We start from the raw sequence: 24,960 nt of genomic DNA, 5'->3' as shown, positions 1-24,960 counted from the left end.
CTTGGAAATCCCCCGGTCGAACCCAACCCGGCCTCTACCACGGACGCAAGTCCTAGGTACAAGAACCGGGTGGGCCTTGTCAGTGGAGAACCGTACGCTCGCCGGTGATGACTGAGACGACCACGACCCCGGAGACCCGTCCACGGCGCTCCGCCGTGCGCTCGCTGTTACGCCTGTGGCCGTATGTACGGCCGGTGCGGGGGCGGCTGGTCGGGGCGGCGCTCGTGGCCGTGCTGGCGTCGTGTCTGGGGCTGGTCATTCCGCTCGCGCTCAAGTGGATCGTGGACGGGCCGGTCGCCGATCGCGATCCGTCCGGGGTGTGGCTCGGCGGGGTGGTGCTGCTGGTGCTCGGGGCCGCCGAGGCGGTGTTGTTCTGGGTGCGGCGGATGTTGGTGGCGCGGCCCCTCGCGCGGGTCGAGGCGGACATGCGGGCGGCGCTCTTCCGTCATCTGCAGCGGCTGCCCGTCGCCTTCCACGACCGCTGGTCCTCCGGGCAGTTGCTCTCGCGCGGCACGACCGACCTGATGCTGATGCGGATGTTCCTGGCGTTTCCGTTGACCTTCCTACTGGTCAACGCCACGACGATCGTCGTGGGCTTCGCCATTCTGCTGGCGCAGCAGTGGACGCTGGGGCTGGTGCTGCTCGCGCCGGTAGCCCCGCTGGTCGTGCTGTGCTGGTTCTTCGAGCAGCGCTATTCCCTGGCCGCGCGCACCGCGCAGGACCAGGTGGGCGATGTGACCACGATCGTCGAGGAAAGCGTCCTCGGTATCCGCATCATCAAGGGGTTCGGTCAACACCGGGGACAGGAGCGGGCCTTCGGATCCCTGTCCGAGCGACTGCGGTCGACGGAGCTGCGCAAGGCGGGCCTGCTGGGGACGCTCTGGGCGTTGATCATGGTGTTGCCCGAACTGGCGATCGGGGCGGCGCTGGTGCTCGGGGTGGTGCAGGTCGCGGACGGCGAGCTGTCGGCGGGCACGCTCGTGGCGTTCCTTTCCACGGCGCTGGCGCTGCGCTGGCCGGTGGAGTCGCTCGGCTTCCTGCTCGCGATGACCAATGAGACCGCGACGGCTTCGGACCGCTTCTTCGAGGTGATGGACGTCGCGGAGGCGGACCCCCGGCCGAGGACCCCGGCAGGAGAGCCCGGGCAGCCGGGGGCCGAGGACCGCGGACTGCGTCTCGAAGGTGTCGCGTTCCGCTATCCCGACGCACCACCGGACGCCCCGCCCGTTCTCCGGGGGATCGATCTGCACATCCGGCCCGGCGAGACCATGGCTCTCGTCGGCACCACGGGCAGCGGCAAGACCACGCTGACCGCGCTGATTCCCCGGCTGCACGAGGCGACCGCCGGCCGCATCACCCTCGACGGCCAGGACATCACCGCGCTGCCCCGCGAGCGGCTGCGGGAGCTGGTCTCCGTCGCCTTCGAGGAGCCCACGCTCTTCTCCGCCTCCGTCGGCGAGAACGTCCTGATGGGCGCGGAGGGCGCGGACGAGTCCGATCTGAAGCGCGCTCTGGCCGTCGCCCAGGCCGACTTCGTGGACGGCCTCCCCGCCGGGCACCGCACCCAGGTCGGGGAGCAGGGGCTCAGCCTCTCCGGCGGCCAGCGGCAGCGGCTGGCACTGGCTCGGGCGGTCGTCGGCAGCCCGCGCTTCCTCATCCTGGACGACCCGCTGTCCGCGCTCGACGTGCACACGGAGGCGGCGGTCGAGGCGGCGCTGCGCGAGGTGCTGGCGACCACGACGGCCCTCGTCGTCGCCCACCGCCCGTCGACGGTGCTGCTCGCCGACCGCGTCGCACTGCTCTCGCGGGGCCGTATCGCGGCGGTCGGCACCCACCACGAACTGCTGCACGGCAACGAGGAGTACGCGTCGCTCATGTCCGGCCACGACGGCTCCGAGGACACCAAGGACTCCAAGGGCAACGCGCGGGACGGAGGCTCTCCGCGATGACCACCGATGTTTCCGGCCCCGATGTCTCCGGCCGGCCGCCCGCCGAGGAGCAGGAGAAGGGCGCCGAGCCCGCCGGCGACCCCTTCGACCGGGATGTACTGCCCACCCCCAAGGGCGCCTCCCGCGCCCTGCTGCGCTCGCTGCTCGCCCCCGCCCGGGGCCGGGTGCGGATCGCCGTCGTCCTGCTGCTGCTTCAGCAGGCGGCGGTGCAGGCGGGCCCGCTGCTCGTCGCGTACGCCATCGACCACGGTGTGCCCGCCGTGCGCCGCCACGACCACGGCCCGCTCGTCGCCGTCGGCGTCGGATATGTGATCTGTGCGCTGGCCGCCGGGCTCTTCCAGCTCGCCTTCATCCGGCTCGCGGCCCGCATCGGCCAGGGTGCCCTGCTGGATCTGCGCGGCCGGATCTTCCGGCACGCGCAGACCCTCGGCGTCGACTTCCACGAGCGCTACACCTCCGGCCGGATCGTCTCCCGCGCCACCACCGACGTCGAGTCGATCCGCGAGCTGCTGAACGACGGCCTCCAGGAGCTGATCGGCGTCGCCCTGTCCGTGGTGTACGTCTCCGCGATGCTGCTCTATCTGGACTGGGGTCTGGGCGCCGCGGCGATGGTCTCCTTCGGTCCGCTGTATCTGTTCGTGCGCTCCTACCAGCGGCGCTCCCGGCGGGTGTACAGCAGGCGGTCCACGGCGATCGCGGCCGTCATCGTGAAGTTCAGCGAGACGATGAACGGCATCCGGCCGGTCCAGGCGTTCCGTCGTGAGCGGGTCAACGAGGCGGACTTCCGGCTGCTCAACGACCGCCATATGCGGGCCAACGGCGACGTGATGCTGGAGATGGCCCGCTATGTGGTCTCCGCGCGGCTGGCCGCCAACGCCGCGCTGGCCGCGATCGTGCTGTGGGGCGCCTACCGGGTGGCGTCCGGTGGGCTGGCGCTCGGGGTGCTCGCGGCGTCGGTGATGTATCTGCGGCGGCTCTACGACCCGATCGACCGGCTCGGGATGTTCCTCAACGCCTATCAGTCCGCGGCGGCCTCATTGGAGAAGATCGCGGGGCTGCTCGCCCAGCAGCCCTCAGTGCCCGAGCCGGCAGACCCCCGGCCCCTGCCGGAGCGCCCGTCCGGCCGGCCGGGCCGCGAGGTCGTCTTCGAGGGGGTGCGTTTCGCGTACCGCACGGGCGGTGAGGTGCTGCCCCGCTTCGACCTCACCCTCACCGCGGGGCGGACGGTGGCCGTGGTCGGCTCCACGGGCGCCGGCAAGTCCACGCTCGCCAAGCTGCTCGCCCGGTTCTACGACCCCACCGAGGGCCGTGTCCTGCTGGACGGCGTCCCCCTGCCCGAGCTGTCGGGGGCCGAGCTGCGCCGCGCGGTGGTCATGGTGACGCAGGAGGCTTTCCTGTTCTCCGGCACGGTGGCGGACAACATCGCCATCGGCCGCCCCGGGGCCACCCGCGAGGACATCGAGAGGGCGGCGAAGGCCATCGGTGCCCATGACTTCATCATCGCTCTGCCGGACGGCTACGACACGGACGTCCGAAAGCGTGGCGGCCGTATCTCGGCAGGCCAGCGCCAATTGGTCAGCTTCGCCCGGGCCTTGCTCGCCGACCCGGCGGTCCTCATCCTCGACGAGGCGACATCCTCACTGGACGTTCCCGGTGAGCAGGCGGTGCAGCGCGCGATGCGCACGGTCCTGCGCGGCCGTACGGCGGTGGTCATCGCGCACCGGCTGTCGACCGTGGAGATCGCGGACCGGGTCCTGGTGATGGCCGGCGGCAGGGTCGTGGAGGACGGCACCCCCGCCGAACTGACCGCCGGGACCGGCCGCTTCGCCGCACTGCACCGCGCGTGGCGGGACAGCCTGGTCTGACCGCCACCCTTCCCCTACCGTCTCCCGTCCCTGGCCGCGGTCAGTGCCCAGGGGTGCGGGTTTGCTCCTTCTGCCCGGTCGGCGCTTGGCAGGTCACGTCCTTGGCCGGGAGCCTGCCCGTGGTCAGATAGGCCGTGGCGCTCTTGTCCGCACAGGAGTCAGTGCCGTAGACGCCGTGTCCCTCCCCTCCTGCGACAGTGATCATCCGGGAGCCACCCAGGGCCCGGTGCATGGCCCGGCCGCCGGCCAGGGGTGTTGCGGGGTCCCACTCGTTCTGCAGGATCAATGCACTGACGTCGTTGTTCACCGTGGTCGCGGGCTCGCTGCCCGGCTTCCAGAAGGCACACGGCTTGATGGTGGCAGCGAAATCGCCGTACAGCGGATAGCGGGACTTGTCGCGGATCGCGTCGCGGCGGTACTGCTCGGGGTCGCTCGGCCACGTCATACGGGTGTCGGCGCACAGGACGGCCCAAGCCATCGCGGTGTCATTGTCCGCGGGAACGTCACGGGCGAACGCCGACGGGCGGGGGCTCGGGTCCCGCTCAGGCGTGCCGGACGGGGCCTGCTTCTTGCCTTCGGCCGCCTTCTTCAGCCCGGCGACCCATTCGGCGGCCTCCTGGGCGTGGAAGAACGTGGAACGCTGGGCGCGTATGCCGTCACCGGTAAGGGGCTTCCCATCGGAGTCGATGGGCTTGCGGTCGGCCTGGGCGACCAGCTTCCAGAAGGCCGCGCGGACTTCGGCCGGGGTGGTGCCCAGTTGGTACGTCGTGTGTCGCTGGGCGGTCCATTCGCTCCACCGTATGAAGGCGGGCTCGGTGCCCTCCGCCATCGCCTGGAACATGCCCCGGCCATACCGAGCGGGATCGACCGCGCTGTCCAGCACGAACCGGTCGGTGCGCCGGGGGAACATCTGGGTGTAGACGGCGCCGAGGTAGGTGCCGTAGGAGTACCCCAGGTAGGAGATCTTCTTCTCTCCCAGCACGGCACGGATGACGTCCATGTCGCGAGCGGTGTTGCGGGTGGTGAGGTGCCGCAGCGTGTCACCCCCCTTGGCCTGGCACTTGTCGGCCACCGCACGGGCCCGCTCCACGTCCTTCGCGAAGGTCTCGGCCCTGTACGCGGGGTCCGCGTCCTGTTCGTCACGCGTCAGACCGCAGCTGAGGGGAGAGCTCTGCCCGACGCCCCTCGGATCGAATCCGATGAGGTCGTAATGCCTCTTTATTTCATCGGGGAATTTCATCATCGGGTCGACCGGCATATTCAGACCCGGGCCGCCGGGGCCGCCGGGGTTGAGCAGCAGAACGCCCCGACGCTCTTTCGTACTGCTCGCCTTCAGCCGGGATACCGCGATGTCCATCTTCTTTCCACCGGGATCGCTGTAGTCCAGCGGCACCTCGAGAGTCGCGCACTGAAAGGTGGCAGGGCTTCCGGCGTCGCAGCGCTGCCACCGGGGCTGCTGCTCTGTGTACGGCCGCAGAGGGTCCTGGACTGCGGAGGCCGGAGCGGCCGCAGATGCCTGAGAGGAGGAAAGGGCCGTTGCGGGTGTCAGCGCCGAGACGAAAGCCGCCGCGATACCGATGGCCAGAAGAGAAGCTGTTCGTGTGTTTCGCACCATGATGCTCGTCCTTGCCGAGGAGTGGTAACTGGGCAGGGCACGATCCTGGCTTCCGGGGCCTTGGATACGCATCGCGGGAAGGCGGGAGAAAATACTCCCCCGATCGGGGGAGGCCGCCGGTGAGCCGCGCGGTCATACTGGCCCATCATGATCAGGGGAATCCGGCCGCTGCTGCGCGGCTCCACGTATTCGGGTGCGCTGTTCGCCTTTTGCGGGGCGTTGGTGAGCCTTCCACTGCTGCCCGTCGCCATGCTGCCGGCACTGGCGTGGCCCACCGCTCCCTATGGGGTGCGGATAGCTCTGGTCCTGCTGTCCTGGGCGGCGCTGATCGGCGTGGTCGGGCTGGCCCGCGCCACGCGGCGGGTACTGATCGCGGACGCCCGTCGGCTGCTGAGGGTGCCGTTGCCGGACCCTGCGGGCGCACGTCGGCCCACGAGCTCACCCGGCACCTCACCCGACACCTCGCCCGGCACCGAGCCGACTACCCCCGCGCCGGCCCCCGCGGCCCGGTGGCGGACCCCTCTCTGGCTGCTGCTCCACGTGGCACTGGGGTGGACAGGCGCGCTGGTGAGCGGCGTGCTGATCATCGCGGGCCTGACCCTGCCGGGGAATTGGCTGCGCGCCGAGGCGGGGCTGAGTCTGTTCGGCTGGTCGGTGCGGGTGGCCGGTGGCTGGGCGAGCTGGGTGGTGGCGCTCGGCTGCCTGCTGCTGGCGGCGACCGTGTGCGTGGTGGTGACGGGCGCTTTGCGGTGGGCGGCGCCGAAGCTGTTGGGACCGTCGTCGGCCGAGCGGCTCGCGCTGGCGGCCGAGCGGGAGCTGCGGTTGGCCGAACGGAACCGGCTGGCCCACGAGTTGCACGACTCGATCGGGCACACGCTGACGGCAGCCACGATCCAGGCGGCGGTGGCGGGTGAGGTGCTCTCCGCCGACCCGGTGGCGGCGCGGGCCGCCATGCGCAGCATCGAGGAGTCGACCCGGGCCGCGCTGGTGGACCTGGACTACGTGCTGGGCGCGCTGCGCGAGGAAAAGGCGGGGACAGCGCCGACCCGGACCCTGGCCGACCTGCCGGAGCTGCTGGACCGGTTGCGGCACGCGGGCGCGGTGGTGGAGCCGGAGCTGTCGGGCGAGTTGGCGCAGGTGCACGGGACGCTCTCCCGGGCGGCCTACCGGATTCTGCAGGAGGGGCTGACGAACGCGTTGCGGCACGGGGCGGGCGGTCCGATCGAGGTCCGGGTGGCGGCCGCGTCGGACGCACTGGAGATCGATGTGGTCAACCGGACCGGGGTGGGGGCGAGCACGGGCAGGGGCGCGGGCTCGGGTGCCTTCCCGACGTCCGGGCATGGCCTGCCCGGGCTGGCCGAGCGTGTGCGGCTGCTGCACGGTGAGGTCGAGGCCGGCCCGGACGGGCCGCGGCACTGGCGACTGGCGGTCCGGCTGCCCGTACGGTTGTCGGCATGATCGTCTCCGACGCGGACACAGCCGTCACGACCGGCCCTGACGCGAGCTCAGCCGTCATACCCGGCGTCGACGCCGACACCGCACCCGCCACCGCCGCCAACCCCGGCGCCCCCAGCGCCCCCGTCACCCTCCTGATCGCGGACGACGACGAGGTGACCCGCAGTGGTCTGCGCACCTTGCTCGCGGCACAGCCGGGAATCGCGGTGGTCGGGGAGGCTGCCGACGGCGTCGAGGCGGTCGAGCAGGCACGGCGGCTGCGGCCGGACGTGGTCCTGATGGATGTGCGGATGCCGCGTCGCAACGGGATCGAGGCCACCCGGCACCTGCTGGCCGAGTCGGCCGAGCCGCCGAAGGTCGTGGTGATCACCACCTTCGAGAACGACGGTTATGTCACCGCCGCACTGTCCGCGGGGGCCAGTGGATTCGTGCTCAAGCGACTGCCGGTCCGGCAGATCGCGGAGGCGGTGCTGGTGGTGGCGGCGGGCGAGGCGATCCTCTTCCCGGCGGCACTGCGCCGGATGGTCGCCACCCGCCCGCTGGGCTCCGCCGAGGCGTTGCCGAAGGCGGCGCTGACGGGGCGGGAGGAGGAAGTGCTGCGCCTGATGGCCACCGGCCTGTCCAACCCGGAGATCGCGGAGTCGCTCACGGTGAGCCTGGAGACGGTGAAGACCCACGTCGGGAACGTCCTGACCAAGCTCGGCGCGCAGAACCGCACCCACGCCGTAGTGATCGCGTACGAGTCCGGTCTGGTGGTGCCGGGGTTCGCCGACTGACGCCTGACCGTTACACCTGACCCTGACGCCTGACCGAGCGCCCGGTCCGAGGCTCCGACCGTGAACGCAACTCGCCGCCTGAGGCACGGAGTTCACCGCAACGCGGCGTTCATAGCACTGAAACACACCGCCTCCGGACCACCGAAGCGGAACCACCCCCCGACGGCGGCGAAAACGCGCCACCCATGCGTGACGGCGCCCTCCACGCGGCCATGGCCGGTTCGCACACCTGGACGGAATGCGGTCCGGGATGTTTACCGAGGGTGATCAAGGGGTCCGGTGCCGATCAGGCAGAGCGGCGGCCGACCGGCATCCGCCCGCTATCCGGACCGCGGTCTTTTCTCAACGGACGGATTTTGGCCAACTTGGTTCCACAGTCCTGACACGTACATGCCTGCGATGGCACTCTTCCCTCCACTGACGCACGGCTTCCCCACAGCCTCTCGGCCTCGCGTCGGCCTTCCGTACCTGCGCCTGCCCCCACACCCCCGTTCACCGCGGCCACCGCCCGCTCGCCCGATGGGCGCCGGGCGGCCACCTCGGCGTACGGAGACGTTCCACGTGTTCCGCCTCGCTCTGCCCGGTCGGCCACTTGGGCCGCCCGGTCACCCCCGGCCACGCCCACCGTGGCCACCGCAGAAGGAGCCAGCGTGAGACCCACCCCCCATCGACGCGCCGTCGCGACCGGCGCGCTCGTCGCCGTCACGGCGATGCTCGCCGTCGGAGTACAGACCGGTTCCGCCAACGCCCGCACCGACGACGCGGGCTCGGGACAGCAGATCCTCGCCAAGGCCGACCCCGGCGCGCTGCCGGTCAAGCTGTCGCCGTCGCAGCGTGCGGAGCTGATACGCGACGCGAACGAGACCAAGGCGACGACCGCGAAGTCCCTCGGCCTCGGCGCCAAGGAGAAGCTGGTCGTCCGCGACGTCACCAAGGACGCCGACGGCACCACCCACACCCGGTACGAGCGCACGTACGACGGGCTGCCCGTGCTCGGCGGCGACCTCGTGGTCGACGCGGCCAAGGGCGGCAAGCTCAAGACCGTCGCCAAGGCCACCAAGGCGCGGGTGACCGTCGCCACGACCTCCGCGTCCTTCGCCGCAGCCACCGCCGAGAAGGACGCCGTCAAGGCGGCCAAGGCGCAGGGCTCGAAGGCCACCAAGGCCGACCGGGCGCCGCGCAAGGTGATCTGGGCCGCGAACGGCAAGCCCGTCCTCGCCTACGAGACGGTCGTCGGCGGCCTCCAGCACGACGGCACGCCCAATGAGCTGCACGTCATCAGCGACGCGAAGACCGGCAAGAAGCTCTTCCAGTTCCAGGGCGTCCAGCAGGGCACCGGCAACAGCCAGTACAGCGGCAAGGTCACCATCGGCACCTCCGGCTCGTACCAGCTGAACGACAGCACGCGCGGCGGCCACAAGACGTACAACCTGAACAAGGGCACGTCCGGCACCGGCACGCTGTTCACGGACACCGACGACATCTGGGGCAACGGCACCACCACCGACCCGGCCACCGCGGGCGTGGACGCGCACTACGGCGCCCAGCTCACCTGGGACTACTACAAGAACGTACACGGCCGCAACGGCATCAAGGGCGACGGCGTGGGCGCGTACAGCCGGGTCCACTACGGCAACAACTACGTCAACGCCTTCTGGTCCGACGCCTGCTTCTGCATGACCTACGGCGACGGCAGCGGCAACGCCAAGCCGCTCACCTCGATCGACGTGGCCGCGCACGAGATGACGCACGGCGTCACCTCGAACACCGCCAAGCTCGTCTACAGCGGTGAGTCCGGCGGTCTCAACGAGGCCACCTCCGACATCTTCGCCGCGGCCGTCGAGTTCTGGGCCAACAACCCCCAGGACGTCGGTGACTACCTGGTCGGCGAGAAGATCGACATCCGGGGCAACGGCACCCCGCTGCGCTACATGGACAAGCCCAGCAAGGACGGCCAGTCCAAGGACGCCTGGTACTCGGGCATCGGCGGCATCGACGTGCACTACTCGTCGGGCCCGGCCAACCACTGGTTCTACCTGGCCTCCGAGGGCAACGGACAGAAGGAGATCAACGGGGTCAAGTACGACTCCCCGACCTCCGACGGACTGCCGGTGACCCCCATCGGCCGGGACAACGCCGCGAAGATCTGGTTCAAGGCGCTGTCGCAGCGCATGCAGTCCAACACCAACTACGCGGGCGCCCGGGACGCGACGCTGTGGGCCGCCGGTGAGCTGTTCGGTGTCGGCAGCGAGACGTACAACAACACCGCCAACGCCTGGGCCGCCATCAACGTCGGCCCCCGGGTCTCCACCGGTGTCTCGGTCACCAGCCCCGGCGACCAGGTGAGCGTGCTGAACCAGGCCGTCTCCCTCCAGGTCAAGGCCACCGGCTCCGGTGCCCTGAACTACACCGCCACCGGGCTCCCGGCCGGTCTGTCGATCAACGCGTCCACCGGCCTGATCTCCGGCACCGTCACCACCGCCGGCACCAGCAACGTGACCGTGACGGTCAAGGACGCGAGCGGCAAGACGGGCACCGCCACCTTCAAGTGGACGGTCAACACCTCGGGTGACGGCAACGTCTTCGAGAACACCACCGACGTGGCGATCCCCGACGCCGGTGACGCCGTGACCTCGCCGGTCCTCGTGACCCGCAGCGGCAACGCCCCGACCGCCCTCAAGGTGGACGTCAACATCAAGCACACCTACCGCGGTGACCTCCAGATCGACCTGGTCGCGCCCGACGGTACGGCCTACCGGCTGAAGAACAGCGACGCCTGGGACTCCGCCGCCGACGTCGTCGCCTCGTACACCGTCAACGCCTCCGGCAAGGCGGCCTCCGGCACCTGGAAGCTGAAGGTCCAGGACGTCTACTCCGCCGACGACGGTCACATCGACAGCTGGAAGCTCACGTTCTGAGACCGTGATCCAGGGCCACCCGCACAGTGGCCGATAACCAACTGAACCAGGCGCCGTCCGGGGTGAGTTCGACTCCCCCGGGCGGCGCCGTTGCACTACTTTGTCCGGTATTTTCCGCCCGCAATGCCGCACTGAAGGAATCTTTACCGGACAGTAATCCCCCAAGCCTCAATAATCCCAGCGGAACGCACGCAAGTTCGAGCAGACTGTGCGCAGTTGGGCGTGATCTCCGACGCCCGGCACCCCACAGCCAGAGGAGTACCGCGTGCGCCACACCTCCCGCATATCCCGCTCCGGTCACCGCCGTGCCGTCGCCGCCAGCGCCGCCACGGTCGCCGCTGCCCTGCTCGCCGCAGGCTTCAGCGCCGGATCGGTCCAGGCCGCCGACGCCCCCGGCGCGGGCGACCACACCAAGACCCTCGGTCTCGGCGGCCAGGAGAAGCTGATCGCCCGTGGCGTCATCACCGACGCGGACGGCACGGTCCACACCCGGTACGAGCGCACCTTCGACGGTCTGCCGGTGCTCGGCGGCGACCTGATCGTCCACCAGGCCAAGAACGGCAAGGTCGAAGAGGTCACCAAGGCCACCGACGCGGACATCAAGGTCCCCACCACCACCCCGAAGGTCAAGGCTCCCGCGGCCGAGAAGCACGCGCTCGCCGCGGCGAAGACGGCCGGCGGCAAGGCGGCCGAGACCGACAAGGCGCCGCGGAAGGTCATCTGGGCGGCGAGCGGCAAGCCCGTCCTGGCCTACGAGACCGTGGTCACCGGTGTGCAGCACGACGGCACGCCCAGCAAGCTGCACGTCATCACCGACGCCACGACCGGCAAGAAGCTCTACGAGTTCCAGGCCGTCGTGACCGGCACCGGCACCGGCCAGTACAGCGGCAAGGTCAAGGTCGGCTCGGTCAAGAGCGGCAAGTCCTTCCTGCTGAAGGACAACGCGCGCGGCGGCCACATGGTCTACAACCTCAAGCACGCCGAGGACGGCCGGGGCGCCACCTTCACCGACGCCGACGACATCTGGGGCAACGGCAAGCCGACCATCGCCCAGACCGCCGCCGTCGACGCCCAGTACGGCGCTGCCGTCACCTGGGACTACTACAAGAACGTGCTGGGCCGTAAGGGCATCAAGAACGACGGCAAGGCCGCCTTCTCCCGCGTCCACTACGGCAAGGAGTACGTCAACGCCTTCTGGGACGACGACTGCTTCTGCATGACCTACGGCGACGGCGAGGGCGACAAGAAGCCCCTCACCTCGATCGACGTCGCGGCCCACGAGATGAGCCACGGCGTCACCTCCGCCACGGCGAAGCTCAACTACAGCGGTGAGTCCGGCGGTCTCAACGAGGCCACCTCCGACATCTTCGCCGCCGCGACCGAGTTCTACGCCAAGAACGCCGCCGACAAGGGCGACTACCTGGTCGGCGAGAAGATCGACATCAACGGCGACGGCACCCCGCTGCGCTACATGGACAAGCCCAGCCGGGACGGCGGCTCGCCCGACTACTGGAACTCCAAGCTCGGCGAGCTCGACGTGCACTACTCCTCGGGCGTCGCCAACCACTTCTTCTACCTGCTGTCCGAGGGCAGCGGCAAGAAGACCATCAACGGCGTCAAGTACGACAGCCCGACCAAGGACGGCAAGGCCGTCAAGGGCATCGGCCGGGCCGCCGCCGAGAAGATCTGGTACAAGGCGCTGACCACATACATGACGTCCACGACCAACTACAAGGGCGCCCGCGCGGCGACCCTGAAGGCGGCCAAGGCGCTGTACGGGCAGAACAGCGCCCAGTACAAGGCCGTCGGCGCCGCCTGGACCGGCGTCAACGTCAAGTGACGCGCTGACGACCGCACACCTCATGAAGCGCCCGGTGCGCACGGCGAAGGCCGTGCCACCGGGCGCTTCGCGTTCATCGCATCAGCACGCCCGCCTTCTCGCCGGAGGACTCCGGCGGCAGTGCCACGAGGCCCAGCTCGGCGCCGCTGGCCAGCAGCCGGTGGGCGGGCAGGATCCGGACGGTGTAGCCGAAGGGGCCTGTGCTGTCGAGGGTCAGCGAGCCCTCGTACTGGCGGCGGCCGTCCATCGCCGGGGCGCCCGTGGGCTTGAGCGGGACGGCGGCGGTCCGGGAGAGCCGGTCGGCGGGGTCGACCCGGCCGGCGACGGCCTGCACCTCCACGTCCGAGGGATCCAGATCGCCGAGGGTGACGCTCACCCGCAGACAGATCGTGGAACCCAGCTCGGCCGTGCCGTTCAGCGGACTGTCCGCCACCGTCTCCACATGGTCGACGGCCACCGCCGGCCACGCGGCCCGTACCCGGGCCTTCCAGTCGGCCAGCTCCCGCGCCGCCTCCGGGAACAGGGCCCGCTGGGCCTCGGCGGCCGGTCCGTAGAGCCGCTCGACGTATTCGCGCACCATGCGCCCCGCGAGCACCTTCGGGCCGAGCGAGCCCAGTGTCCGGCGGACCATCTCGATCCAGCGGCCGGGCAGCCCGCCCGTGCCCCGGTCGTAGAAGCGCGGCGCGACCCGGTCCTCCAGCAGCTGGTAGAGGGCTGCGGCCTCCACGTCGTCGCGGCGGGTCTCGTCCATGGCCGTACCGTCGGCGGTGGGGATCGCCCAGCCGAAGTCGGGCTCGTACCACTCGTCCCACCAGCCGTCGAGGACGGAGAGGTTCAGACAGCCGTTGAGCGCGGCCTTCATGCCGGAGGTGCCGCACGCCTCCAGGGGGCGCAACGGGTTGTTCAGCCAGACGTCACAGCCGGGGTAGAGCTTCTGGGCCATCGCCATGCCGTAGTCCGGGAGGAAGACGACGCGATGGCGCACCCGGGGGTCGTCGGTGAAGCGGACGAGCTCCTGGACGAGCCGTTTGCCGCTGTCGTCGGCGGGGTGGGCCTTGCCGGCGACGACGATCTGGATCGGCCGCTCGGGGTGCAGCAGCAGCCGGGTCAGGCGCTCGGGGTCGCGGAGCATCAGGGTCAGCCGCTTGTACGACGGGACGCGGCGGGCGAAGCCGATGGTGAGGATGTCGGGGTCGAGCACTCCGTCGATCCAGCCGAGTTCGGCGGTGCCGGCGCCGCGCTGTCGCCAGGAGGCGCGCAGCCGCTCCCGTACCTCCTCGACGAGCTGTTCGCGCAGGGTGCGGCGCAACTCCCAGATGTCGGTGTCGGGGATGTCGGCGACGGTGTCCCAGCGCTGTTTGCCGCCGACGGTCAGGGCGTCCTCGGCGCGGCTCGCGCCGATCTGGCGGGCGCCGAGCCGGAAGACCTCGGGGGCGATCCAGGTGGGGGCGTGGACGCCGTTGGTGATGGCGGTGATCGGCACCTCCTCGGCGTCGAAGCCCGGCCACAGCCCGGCGAACATCTCCCGGCTCACCTGCCCGTGGAGGGTGGAGACGCCGTTGGCGCGCTGGGCCAGGCGCAGGCCCATGACGGCCATGTTGAAGAGGTTGGGCTCGCCGCCCGGGTAGGTCTCCAGGCCGAGCTCGAGGATCTTGCCGACGTCGATGCCGGGCAGCTCCCCGCCGTCGCCGAGGTGGCGGGCGACCAGCTCGCGGTCGAAGCGGTCGATGCCGGCGGGTACGGGGGTGTGGGTGGTGAAGACGGCGCCGGCCCGGACGCTCTCCAGTGCGGAGTCGAAGTCGGCGCCTTGTTCGGCCAGTTCGCGGATGCGTTCCAGGCCGAGGAATCCGGCGTGGCCCTCGTTGGTGTGGAAGACCTCGGGGGCGGGGTGGCCGGTCAGCCGGCAGTAGGTCCGTACGGCGCGGACCCCGCCGATGCCCAGCAGCATCTCCTGGAGCAGCCGGTGCTCGCTGCCGCCGCCGTAGAGCCGGTCGGTGACGTCGCGCTCGCCCGGTCCGTTCTCCTCGACGTCGGAGTCGAGGAGCAGCAGGGGCACCCGGCCGACTCTGGCCTGCCAGATGTACGCGCGCAGGGACCGGCCGCCGGGGAGGGCGAGGGCGACCCGGCTGGGGGTGCCGTCGGGCTCGCGGAGCATCGACAGGGGCAGCTCGTCGGGGTCGAGGAGGGGGTAGGTCTCCTGCTGCCAGCCCTCGCGGGAGAGGGACTGGCGGAAGTAGCCGTGGCGGTAGAGCAGCCCGACGCCGATGAGGGGGACGCCGAGGTCGCTGGCGGACTTCAGATGGTCGCCGGCGAGGATGCCGAGGCCGCCGCTGTACTGCGGGAGGGCGGCGGTGATGCCGAACTCGGGTGAGAAGTAGGCGACCGCCTCGGGCAGCCCGGGGGGCTGTTCCTGGTACCAGCGTCGGCCGGTGAGATAGTCGTGCAGATCGTCGGCGGCCGCGGCGAGCCGCCGCCGGAAGCGACGGTCGTCGGCGAGGGCGGCCAGCCGGGTGGCGGGCACGGCGCCCAGCAGCCGCAGCGGGTCCCCGCCTGCGGCCTGCCAGCCCTCGGGGTCGACGGACTGGAAGAGCTCGCGGGTCTCGGGGTGCCAGGACCAGCGCAGATTGCGCGCCAGCTCACTGAGCGGTCGTAGGGACTCCGGAAGGACGGGGCGCACACTGAATCGACGAATGGCCTTCACCCCCACGACGGTAGCGGCGTGGCCCCCCGGGTTTCCGGCAGTGACGCCAACTGCCTGCCACTGACAGGGGCAGGCAACGGGCGTGCGCCCTGTTGTTGACTGGAACGTATGAACACACCTGGCGAGTTGGGAAGCTTCCTCCGTACGCGCCGAGCCCGGCTGCAGCCGGAGGACGTGGGTCTCGTGTCGTACGGGGCACGCCGGCGCGTGCCCGGGCTGCGGCGCGAGGAGCTGGCGCAGCTGGCGGGGGTGAGCGTCGCGTATTACACCCGTTTGGAGCAGGGCCAGTCGGGCAACGCCTCGGACGGTGTCCTGGACGCGATAGCGCGGGCGTTGCGGCTGACCCCGGACGAGCACGCCCACCTGCGGAATCTGGCCCGGCCGGGGCGGGCCGGGCGGCGGCCGGCGCCCCGGGTGGAGACGGCCGGGCCGGGGGTGCGGCAGCTGGTCGCGGCCATGGAGGGAGTGCCGGCGGTCATCGTCGACCTCCGTTACGACGTGCTGGGGTGGAACGCCCTGGGGCACGCGCTGCTGGCGGGGCATCTGGCCGCCGACGCCCCGGCGCGCCCGGCCGACCGGCCCAATACGCAGCGGCTGTTCTTCCTGGACCCGCACGCGCGCGAGCTGTATCCGCAGTGGGACACGGAGGCGCGGCGGGCGGTCTCCGCGCTGCGGCTGGCGGCGGGCGAGCACCCGGAGGACCGCGGGCTGGCGGAGCTGATCGGGGAGCTGACGATGAAGAGCCCGGAGTTCGCCGCGCTGTGGGCCCGGCATCCGGTGCGGGCGTGCACCTCGGGGGTGAAGGACTTTCATCACCCGTTGGTGGGACGGCTCAGTCTGTCGTTCGAGATGCTGCGGTTGCCGGACTCGGGCGGTCAGGGGGTGGTGGCGTTCAGCGCCGAGCCGGGTTCGGCGTCGGAGGCGGCGCTGCGGCTGCTCTCGTCCGCGACCGGGCCGGGATCCACCGCGCCCACCGGGGCACATGCCGGGAGCAGCGTCGAAACAAGCGCGGAGACAGGCACCGGTCCGCATGGTGGACAGGGCCCGTCGGCCGGACGGAAGAGGCCGATCACCGGCTGATGCGTTGGTACGAGGTGGATCTACGCCGCGCGTACAGCAGGAACGCGCGCGGCGAAATCCCGCTACGGCTGTCGATGAGAAGGCCGGGGCACCGATTCTCCGACCGGCCGCCGCTTACCCCGTTTCGTCACATTGCACACGATCGGCCGCGCGAGGAGACTCCCTACGGGTGACGCGATCCGGCCGCCCTCCTCAGCTGGTGCCACGGGATCTACGCACCGGCAGTTCGCACGGTCCGGGCATGCCCGGCCGGGGCTGGTGGGAAAGCTCAACCGGTATGCAGCCCGTCACGCGTCCACCGGCTCGGTCACGGCTCCGTTCTCCTCGCCCTTGCTTCCGTCCACCCGAGTGAACCCGGGCCAGCGCGGACAGGAGCAGTCATGCGCGCAGCCAGCCGACTGCCGACGGAGCAGATAGAAAGTACAGAACCCGCCACACCCTCAGATTCCGTCGAACTTCCAGGTGATCCCATGATCGGTCGCATCCCCGTCCTGGACCTCGGGCCGCTCGTCGACTGCGGTCGCAGACCGGCCAAGGCGGTGGTGGGCGAGACCTTCCAGGTCACGGCCACCGTGTTCCGCGAGGGCCACGAGGCGTTGGGCGCCAATGTGGTGCTGCGCGACCCGGCGGGCCGCTCCGGGCCCTGGGCGCCGATGCGGGAGCTGGCGCCGGGCACCGACCGCTGGGGCGCGGAGGTCACCCCGGACACCGAGGGCCGCTGGACGTACGCGGTCGAGGCGTGGAGCGATCCGGTGGCCACCTGGCGGCACCAGGCCCGGATCAAGATCCCTGCGGGCATCGACACCGAACTGGTCCTGGAGGAGGGTGCCCTGCTCTACGAGCGGGCCGCCGCCGGGGTGCCGAAGAGCGACGGCCGGGAGGCGGTGCTGGCCGCGGCCGACGCGCTGCGCGACCGGCACCGGCAGGTCGCCGACCGGCTCGCGGCCGCCCTCACCCCGGCGGTGACCGCGGCCCTGACCTGCTACCCCTTGCGTGAACTGGTCACCAGCTCGCGCTCGCTGCCGCTGCTCGTCGAGCGTGAGCGGGCGCTGTTCGGCTCGTGGTACGAGCTGTTCCCGCGCTCGGAGGGCGCGACGACGGTGGACGGCAAGCCGCGGTCGGGTACGTTCCGTACGGCCGCCCGGCGGTTGCCCGCGGTGGCGGCCATGGGGTTCGACGTGGTGTATCTGCCACCGATCCACCCCATCGGCACCTCCTTCCGCAAGGGCCCCAACAACGCGCTGTCCGCGGGACCGCACGATGTGGGCAGCCCCTGGGCGATCGGCTCGGCCGACGGCGGGCACGACGCGATCCACCCGGACCTCGGCACGTTCGAGGACTTCGACCACTTCGTGTCCTGCGCCCGCGATCTGCGCATGGAGGTCGCGCTCGACTTCGCCCTCCAGTGCTCCCCCGACCATCCGTGGGTGGCGAAGCACCCCGAGTGGTTCCATCACCGGGCGGACGGCTCGATCGCGCACGCCGAGAACCCGCCGAAGAAGTACCAGGACATCTACCCCCTCGCGTTCGACGAGGACTTCGACGGTCTCGTCACCGAGACGCTGCGGGTGCTGCGGGTGTGGATGGACCGCGGCATCCGGATCTTCCGGGTCGACAATCCGCACACCAAGCCGGTGGTCTTCTGGGAGAAGGTCATCGCCGAGGTCGGGCGCACCGACCCCGATGTCGTCTTCCTCGCCGAGGCGTTCACCCGCCCCGCGATGATGCGCACCCTGGGCGCCATCGGCTTCCAGCAGTCGTACACCTACTTCACCTGGCGCAACGACAAGCGTGAACTCACCGACTATCTGCGGGAGCTGTCGGGCGAGTCCGCCGCCGTCATGCGGCCGAACCTCTTCGTGAACACGCCCGACATCCTGCACGCCTATCTCCAGCACGGCGGGCGCGCGGCCTTCGAGATCCGGGCCGTGCTCGCCGCGACCCTCTCCCCCAGCTGGGGTGTCTACGCGGGCTACGAGCTGTGCGAGAACACCCCGGTGCGCGAGGGCAGCGAGGAGTATCTGGATTCCGAGAAGTACCAGCTGCGCCCGCGCGACTGGGAGGCCGCCGAGCGCGAGGGGCGCTCCCTGGCCCCGCTGCTCACCGCGCTGAACCGGCTGCGACGGCGGCAGCCGGCCCTGCGCCAACTGCGGAACTTGCGCTTCCATGACGCCGACAACGACTCCGTCATCGCCTACTCGAAGCGCACGGCAAGCTCCTGCGTCCTCACGGTCGTCAACCTCGACCCCCACCACACCCAGGAGGCCACGGTCTCGTTGGACATGCCGGAACTCGGCCTCGAATGGCACGAGTCCGTCCCGGTGCGCGACGAGCTCACCGGAGAGACCTATCACTGGGGCAGGGACAACTATGTGCGCCTCGAGCCGGGCCGTTCCATCGCGCCCGCGCACGTGTTCTCGCTGCGACCGTCCTCACCGATCGGAGGGTCACCCACATCATGATCGTCAATGAGCCCGTACAGGACACGTTCGAGGACACACCCGCGAAGGACCGGGATCCCGACTGGTTCAAGCGCGCCGTCTTCTACGAGGTGCTCGTACGTTCCTTCCAGGACAGCGACGGCGACGGCGTCGGCGACCTCAAGGGGCTGACCGCCAAGCTGGACTATCTGCAGTGGCTGGGCGTCGACTGCCTGTGGCTGCCGCCGTTCTTCCAGTCGCCGCTGCGCGACGGGGGCTACGACGTCTCGGACTACACCTCGGTGCTGCCCGAGTTCGGCGATCTCGCCGACTTCGTGGAGTTCGTGGACGCGGCGCATCAGCGGGGCATGCGCGTCATCATCGATTTTGTCATGAACCATACGAGCGATCAGCACGAGTGGTTCCAGCAGTCGCGCACCGACCCCGAAGGCCCCTACGGCGACTACTACGTCTGGGCCGACGACGACAAGCAGTACCAGGACGCGCGGATCATCTTCGTCGACACCGAGTCGTCCAATTGGACCTTCGACCCGGTGCGCCAGCAGTACTTCTGGCACCGCTTCTTCTCCCACCAGCCGGATCTCAATTACGAGAACCCGGCGGTACAGGAGGAGATCCTGGCCGCGCTGCGGTTCTGGCTGGACCTCGGCATCGACGGCTTCCGGCTCGACGCGGTGCCGTACCTCTTCGCCGAGGAGGGCACCAACTGCGAGAACCTGCCGCGCAGCCATGACTTCCTCAAGCGGGTGCGGGCCGAGATCGACGAGCACTACCCGGACACGGTGCTGCTGGCGGAGGCCAATCAATGGCCCGAGGACGTCGTCGACTACTTCGGTGACTACGCGGCCGGCGGCAACGAATGCCATATGGCCTTCCACTTCCCGGTCATGCCGCGCATCTTCATGGCCGTCCGCCGGGAGTCCCGCTATCCGGTCTCGGAAATCCTCGCCAAGACCCCGGCGATCCCCGCGCACTGCCAGTGGGGCATCTTCCTGCGCAACCACGACGAGCTGACGCTCGAGATGGTGACGGACGAAGAGCGCGACTACATGTACGCGGAGTACGCCAAGGACCCGCGGATGCGCGCCAACATCGGCATCCGCCGCAGGCTCGCCCCGCTGCTCGACAACGACCGCAATCAGATCGAGCTGTTCACCGCCCTGCTGCTGTCCCTGCCGGGCTCGCCGATCCTCTATTACGGCGACGAGATCGGCATGGGGGACAACATCTGGCTCGGCGACCGCGACGGGGTGCGCACCCCGATGCAGTGGACACCCGACCGGAACGCGGGCTTCTCCTCCTGCGACCCGGGGCGGCTGTATCTGCCGACCATCATGGACCCGGTCTACGGCTACCAGGTCACCAACGTCGAGGCGGCCATGAGCAGCCCCTCCTCGCTGCTGCACTGGACCCGGCGGATGATCGAGATCCGCAAGCAGAACCCGGCCTTCGGCCTCGGTTCGTACACCGAGCTGCCGTCGAGCAATCCGGCCGTGCTCGCGTTCCTGCGCGAGATGCGGCTGCCCGGGCAGCGGGAGGACGACCTCGTCCTGTGCGTGAACAATTTCTCGCGCTTCGCACAGCCGACCGAGCTGGATCTCCAGACGTTCAACGGGCTGCACCCCGTCGAGCTGATCGGTGGGGTGCGCTTCCCGGCCATCGGTGAACTGCCCTATCTGCTCACCCTGGCCGGACACGGCTTCTACTGGTTCCGGCTGCGGCGCGGCGCGCCACCCGCCGGGCACTGAACCCGCCCCCGTGCGCGGCGGTCACGGCTCGTCCGACCGCGCACGGACGGTTTTCCCTTCCGGGCCCGGGGCACCCTCACTACTACGCACGGACCCGGATCGACCGCTTCTACACCGCTCGATCCCTCTCGATACGGCTCGACACCGCTCCACGGCACGACTCCGCCACATGTGGCCGCACAGTCCGCAGAAGCCACCGACACCGCACACAGGGGCCTCAGGCGCTGACCGTACGGACGATCCTCGCCCGACACGTCCCGCACCGCGCACGGTCAAAGCCGCAATCCGGGACACTTTGCCCTACCTGTCGTGTGCCCGGGGAAAGGACGCGACGCCATGTCGGACGCTGCACCGTCCCGCCGGGGGGCGCCTCCCGGACCTCTGCCGTCCGCGGCCCGGGCCACCGCCGCACGGCCGGCGGCGCCCCCCGCCGACGGGGGGCTGCTCGGCTCGCTCGCCCCGCTGCTGTCGGAATGGCTGCCCCGGCAGCGCTGGTTCGCGGGCAAGGGCCGCCCGATCACCGGCTTCACCCTCGTCGCGGCCACCGAACTGCTGCCGGCCCCGGCCGGCGGCACCGCCCCCGGACTGGTCCATCTGCTCATCCGCGCGCAGCAGCTGGGGTCCCCGGGCCCCGGCGGCGCCCCGGCGCGCGGCACCGACGACTGCTATCAGCTGCTCCTCGGCGTCCAGGACGTCCTGCCCCCGCAGCTCGCACCCGCCCTGATCGGCCGCCCCGCGGGCGGCCCGCTGCACGGCCGCGTCCTCTACGAAGCCCTCGCCGACCCACGGCTGGCGGCCGTGGTCCTCGAACGGCTGCGGCTGCCGGGGCGCCTGGGGCCACTGCGCTTCGCACGGGAGGAAGGGACCGTCATCGCCGCGGGCCTCGCACCCCGGCTGCTCGGTGCGGAGCAGTCCAACTCCTCGATCGTTTACGGCGAAACGTATATCCTCAAGCTCTTCCGCCGCGTCTGCCCCGGCACCAACCCCGACCTGGAACTGCCGCGCGCGCTCGCCGGGACGGGCTGCCGACGGGTGCCGACGCCCGCCGCCTGGTTCGAGGCGGACCTGACCGGGCTGCCCGGATCGGCCGAGCCGGCCGGGCTGTCCCACGCCGACGGCGAGCCGATGACGCTCGGTGTGCTCCAGCCCTTCCTGCCCGGCTCCGCCGACGGCTGGCAACTGGCCCTGGGCGCGCTGGCCGTACGGGCCGACTTCACCGCCTCCGCCCGGGCCCTCGGGCACGCCACGGCCGAGGTGCACGGCGCGCTGGCGGAGGCGCTGCCCACCGTCGTCCTGCGCCGCCCCCAGCTGGAGCGGCTCGCCGGTGCCATGACCCAGCGCCTGGACGCCGCCGCCGACGCGGTCCCCGCCCTGCGTCCCTACCGGGCCGCGCTGCGCGGGGCGTACGAGGAGCTCGCGGCGCTCGGCCGGGCCGGGCGCACTTGGTCCGCGCAGCGCATCCACGGCGATCTGCATCTGGGGCAGGCGCTGCGCACGGCCTCGGACGGCCGCTGGTCCCTCATCGACTTCGAGGGCGAGCCCGCCCGCCCGCTGGCCGAGCGCCGCAGGCCGCAGCCGGTAGCCCGGGACATCGCGGGCATGCTGCGCTCCTTCGACTACGCGGCGGCGGTGGGCCGGGCGGCCGGCACCGCCTGGTCCGACCGGGCCCGGGCCGCGTTCTGCGAGGGCTACGCCACGGTCCACGACGACCCGCGCGAGGAGCCCCGGCTGCTGCGCGCCCACGAGACGGACAAGGCCGTCTACGAAGTCCTCTACGAGGCCCGGCACCGCCCCGACTGGCTCCCGGTCCCCATGGCCGCGATCCGGCGGCTCGCGGAGCTCCCGGCGGAGGGCGGCGCGCACACCGGCCCGCCCCCGGGCGGCGGCGAGCTGCGGCCCGACCCGAGGAATCCCGTATGACCCACCGACCCGCACGACAGATCCGCCCCCGGCCGACCGTCCGGGGGACACCGAGGAGGACCGCCCCGTGACCGCTCGTCCGCCGTCCAGCCGACCGTCCCGCGAGCCCGGGGCCGACCGCCCCGGCGGTCCTGCCCCGGTCCCGGCCACGTTCCTGCCCGCGTTCCCCCCACGCGCGCGTCCGCCGAGGGAGGCGGAGCCGGAGGCGCCGGTGCCGGACCAGGCGTCCAGCCCGGAATCAGCGTCGGAAGCGGCACCGGAATCGCCACGGGGCGACGATTTCGTGCCGGAGGCCGCACCGGACGCAACGGAAGCGACAGAAGCAGCGCATGTACCGGACGTCGCGCCCGTCACCCCCGAAGCCCCCGCAGCGCCTGTAGCCCCAGCAGCCCCCGAAGCACCGGCCCCCGCGCCGTCGATGGCCCGCGCCGCGACCCGCCGGGGGGTACGCCCGGCCGATCCGCTGGACGCCGGGGAGCGTGGGCGTCTGCTGCACGGCGCGCACCACGATCCGCACGCCCTGCTCGGGGCGCACCCCGTGCCGGGCGGCGTGGCGTTCCGTACGCTGCGCCCCTACGCGCGGGCGGTCTCGGTCACCGCGAAGGGGCTGCGGGCGGAGCTGTACGACGAGGGCGACGGGCTGTTCGGGGGCGTGCTCCCGCTGAAGGAGATCCCCGACTACCGCCTGGTGGTCACGTATGAGGACGCCGAGCTGGAGGTGCACGACCCGTACCGCTTCCTGCCCGCCATCGGTGAGCTGGACATGCACCTCATCCGCGAGGGCCGGCACGAGGAGCTGTGGCGGGCGCTCGGCGCGCAGCCGATGACGCACGAGGGTGTGATCGGCACCCGCTTCACCGTGTGGGCGCCGAACGCGCAGGGCGTGCGGGTCGCCGGTGACTTCAACTACTGGGACGCCACCGGGTCCCCGATGCGCTCGCTGGGCTCCTCCGGGGTGTGGGAGCTGTTCCTGCCGGGCATCGGCGAGGGGGCGCTGTACAAGTTCCAGATCACCCGTCCCGACGGTTCGCACACGCTGCGCGCCGACCCGATGGCGCGGCGCACGGAGGTCCCCCCGGCCAACGCCTCGATCGTGCACACCTCGCACCACCGGTGGCGCGACGAGGAGTGGCTGGCCCGCCGCGCGGAGCGGCATGTGCACGAGTCGCCCTTCTCCGTCTACGAGCTGCACCTGGCGTCCTGGCGCCCGGGGCTGACCTACCGGCAGCTGGCCGAGCAGCTTCCCGCGTATGTGAAGGATTTGGGCTTCACGCACGTCGAGCTGATGCCGGTCGCCGAGCACCCCTTCGGCGGCTCGTGGGGTTACCAGGTCACCGGCTTCTACGCCCCGACCGCGCGGCTGGGCACGCCCGACGACTTCAAGTACCTGGTCGACGCGCTGCACCGGGCGGGCATCGGGGTGCTCGTGGACTGGGTGCCGGCGCACTTCCCCAAGGACGATTGGGCGCTGGCCGAGTTCGACGGCCGGCCGCTGTACGAGCACGCGGACCCGGCGCGGGCGACGCACCCGGACTGGGGGACGCTGGAGTTCGACTACGGCCGTACGGAGGTCCGTAACTTCCTGGTGGCCAACGCCGTCTATTGGTGCGAGGAGTTCCACATCGACGGGCTGCGGGTCGACGCGGTCGCCTCGATGCTCTACCTCGACTACTCCCGCGAGGACGGCCAGTGGACGCCCAATGAGCGCGGTGGCCGGGAGAACCTCGACGCGGTGGCGTTCCTCCAGGAGATGAACGCGACGGTCTACCGCCGCTGCCCCGGCGTCATCACCGTCGCCGAGGAGTCCACCGCCTGGGACGGGGTCACCCGGGCCACCCATCATGTGGGGGTCAGCGGCTTCGGCGGTCTCGGCTTCGGCCTGAAGTGGAACATGGGCTGGATGCACGACTCGCTGGAGTACGTGTCGAAGGAGCCGGTGCACCGCAAGTACCACCACGGCGAGATGACCTTCTCCATGGTCTACGCCTACAGCGAGAACTACGTGCTGCCCATTTCCCACGACGAGGTGGTCCACGGCAAGCGGGCGCTGGTCTCCAAGATGCCGGGCGACTGGTGGCAGCAGCGCGCCAATCACCGTGCCTACCTGGGCTTCATGTGGGCCCATCCGGGCAAGCAGTTGCTCTTCATGGGGCAGGAGTTCGCCCAGGGTGCGGAGTGGTCCGAGGGGCACGGCCCGGACTGGTGGCTGCTCGATCCCTCGTACTCGGCGGAGGCCGACCACCGGGGCGTGCGGGATCTGGTGCGCGATCTGAACGCGGTCTACACCGCGACGCCCGCGCTGTGGCAGCGCGACACCGACCCGGGTGGCTTCGAGTGGGTCGAGGGCGACGCGAGCGAGGACAACGTCTTCGCGTTCCTGCGCTTCGACGCGGACGGCTCCCCGCTGCTGGCCGTCAGCAACTTCTCCCCCGTCGTCCGGCACGCCTACCGCCTCGGCGTCCCGGCGCGGCACGCCCTGTGGCAGGAGGTCCTCAACACCGACGACGGGCGCTACGGCGGCAGCGGTGTCACGGACACGGAGCCGATCAAGTCCGAGCCGACCCGGCGGCACGGCCGCCCGTCGAGCATCGTGGTGACCCTGCCCCCGCTGGCGACGGTCTGGCTGCGGCCGGTCTGAGCTCGTCTTCCGAC

13 protein-coding genes are annotated in these 24,960 nt (G+C 71.0%); 11 read left to right on the top strand and 2 right to left on the bottom strand.

Annotated elements, in window-relative coordinates:
• Positions 1-107: 107 nt before the first annotated feature.
• Both AB8O64_RS25345 and AB8O64_RS25340 read left to right on the top strand, forming a co-directional pair.
• A complete protein-coding gene (locus AB8O64_RS25345) occupies positions 108-1,949 on the top strand; it encodes an ABC transporter ATP-binding protein (protein WP_370421600.1) in 1,842 nt (613 codons plus the stop codon).
• Positions 1,946-3,814 carry an ABC transporter ATP-binding protein gene (locus AB8O64_RS25340; protein WP_370421598.1) on the top strand — a complete coding sequence of 623 codons (1,869 nt, stop codon included), beginning with the start codon at positions 1,946-1,948 and terminating at the stop codon, positions 3,812-3,814. The genes AB8O64_RS25345 and AB8O64_RS25340 overlap by 4 nt, the downstream gene beginning before the upstream one ends.
• Before the next feature lie 40 nt (positions 3,815-3,854).
• Here AB8O64_RS25340 and AB8O64_RS25335 read toward each other — a convergent pair whose 3' ends face one another.
• The gene (locus AB8O64_RS25335) at positions 3,855-5,429 is read right to left on the bottom strand and encodes an alpha/beta hydrolase (RefSeq protein ID WP_370421597.1); all 1,575 of its coding nucleotides are present in this window, start codon (positions 5,427-5,429) and stop codon (positions 3,855-3,857) included.
• Positions 5,430-5,576: 147 nt separating this feature from the next.
• Between AB8O64_RS25335 and AB8O64_RS25330 the strand changes: the two genes are divergently transcribed.
• The 4 genes from AB8O64_RS25330 to AB8O64_RS25315 all read left to right on the top strand — a co-directional run bounded on the left by AB8O64_RS25330 (position 5,577) and on the right by AB8O64_RS25315 (position 12,418).
• A complete protein-coding gene (locus AB8O64_RS25330) occupies positions 5,577-6,887 on the top strand; it encodes a sensor histidine kinase (RefSeq protein ID WP_370421596.1) in 1,311 nt (436 codons plus the stop codon).
• Complete coding sequence (locus tag AB8O64_RS25325; RefSeq protein WP_370421594.1) at positions 6,884-7,660, top strand: response regulator; 777 nt, start codon at positions 6,884-6,886, stop codon at positions 7,658-7,660. The genes AB8O64_RS25330 and AB8O64_RS25325 overlap by 4 nt, the downstream gene beginning before the upstream one ends.
• A gap of 650 nt (positions 7,661-8,310) precedes the next feature.
• Positions 8,311-10,578, top strand: coding sequence for a M4 family metallopeptidase (locus AB8O64_RS25320; RefSeq protein WP_370421593.1), 2,268 nt, complete (start codon positions 8,311-8,313; stop codon positions 10,576-10,578).
• Between the two features lie 265 nt (positions 10,579-10,843).
• Positions 10,844-12,418, top strand: coding sequence for a M4 family metallopeptidase (locus AB8O64_RS25315; protein WP_356452883.1), 1,575 nt, complete (start codon positions 10,844-10,846; stop codon positions 12,416-12,418).
• 73 nt (positions 12,419-12,491) lie between these two features.
• Here AB8O64_RS25315 and glgP read toward each other — a convergent pair whose 3' ends face one another.
• Positions 12,492-15,119 carry an alpha-glucan family phosphorylase gene (glgP, locus tag AB8O64_RS25310; RefSeq protein ID WP_370421592.1) on the bottom strand — a complete coding sequence of 876 codons (2,628 nt, stop codon included), beginning with the start codon at positions 15,117-15,119 and terminating at the stop codon, positions 12,492-12,494.
• Positions 15,120-15,227: 108 nt separating this feature from the next.
• Between glgP and AB8O64_RS25305 the strand changes: the two genes are divergently transcribed.
• From AB8O64_RS25305 to glgB, 5 genes are all read left to right on the top strand, one after another.
• Positions 15,228-16,199, top strand: coding sequence for a helix-turn-helix domain-containing protein (locus AB8O64_RS25305; RefSeq protein ID WP_370421590.1), 972 nt, complete (start codon positions 15,228-15,230; stop codon positions 16,197-16,199).
• Between the two features lie 470 nt (positions 16,200-16,669).
• Positions 16,670-18,661, top strand: a complete 1,992-nt coding sequence (locus AB8O64_RS25300) for an alpha-1,4-glucan--maltose-1-phosphate maltosyltransferase (protein WP_370421588.1) — start codon at positions 16,670-16,672, stop codon at positions 18,659-18,661.
• Complete coding sequence (gene treS / locus AB8O64_RS25295) at positions 18,658-20,388, top strand: maltose alpha-D-glucosyltransferase (RefSeq protein ID WP_370421587.1); 1,731 nt, start codon at positions 18,658-18,660, stop codon at positions 20,386-20,388. The genes AB8O64_RS25300 and treS overlap by 4 nt, the downstream gene beginning before the upstream one ends.
• A gap of 336 nt (positions 20,389-20,724) precedes the next feature.
• Entirely contained in the window at positions 20,725-22,308 is a 1,584-nt protein-coding gene (locus tag AB8O64_RS25290) for a maltokinase (RefSeq protein WP_370421585.1), read from the top strand.
• A 67-nt stretch (positions 22,309-22,375) separates the two neighbouring features.
• A complete protein-coding gene (glgB, locus tag AB8O64_RS25285; protein WP_370421583.1) occupies positions 22,376-24,946 on the top strand; it encodes a 1,4-alpha-glucan branching enzyme in 2,571 nt (856 codons plus the stop codon).
• Positions 24,947-24,960 lie beyond the last annotated feature (14 nt).

It is taken from the genome of Streptomyces sp. QH1-20 (assembly GCF_041283565.1).
Lineage (GTDB): Bacteria > Actinomycetota > Actinomycetes > Streptomycetales > Streptomycetaceae > Streptomyces > Streptomyces syringius.
This window is presented reverse-complemented; position numbering and strand designations above follow the sequence as displayed.

Excerpts from the sequence above, each read along its gene's own strand:
- AB8O64_RS25325 (WP_370421594.1), top strand. The coding sequence starts at position 6,884 with ATGATCGTCTCCGACGCGGACACAGCCGTCACGACCGGCCCTGACGCG.
- treS (WP_370421587.1), top strand. The coding sequence starts at position 18,658 with ATGATCGTCAATGAGCCCGTACAGGACACGTTCGAGGACACACCCGCG.
- AB8O64_RS25300 (WP_370421588.1), top strand. The coding sequence starts at position 16,670 with ATGATCGGTCGCATCCCCGTCCTGGACCTCGGGCCGCTCGTCGACTGC.
- AB8O64_RS25290 (WP_370421585.1), top strand. The coding sequence starts at position 20,725 with ATGTCGGACGCTGCACCGTCCCGCCGGGGGGCGCCTCCCGGACCTCTG.
- AB8O64_RS25330 (WP_370421596.1), top strand. The coding sequence starts at position 5,577 with ATGATCAGGGGAATCCGGCCGCTGCTGCGCGGCTCCACGTATTCGGGT.
- AB8O64_RS25340 (WP_370421598.1), top strand. The coding sequence starts at position 1,946 with ATGACCACCGATGTTTCCGGCCCCGATGTCTCCGGCCGGCCGCCCGCC.
- AB8O64_RS25335 (WP_370421597.1), bottom strand. The coding sequence starts at position 5,429 with ATGGTGCGAAACACACGAACAGCTTCTCTTCTGGCCATCGGTATCGCG.
- AB8O64_RS25345 (WP_370421600.1), top strand. The coding sequence starts at position 108 with ATGACTGAGACGACCACGACCCCGGAGACCCGTCCACGGCGCTCCGCC.
- AB8O64_RS25305 (WP_370421590.1), top strand. The coding sequence starts at position 15,228 with ATGAACACACCTGGCGAGTTGGGAAGCTTCCTCCGTACGCGCCGAGCC.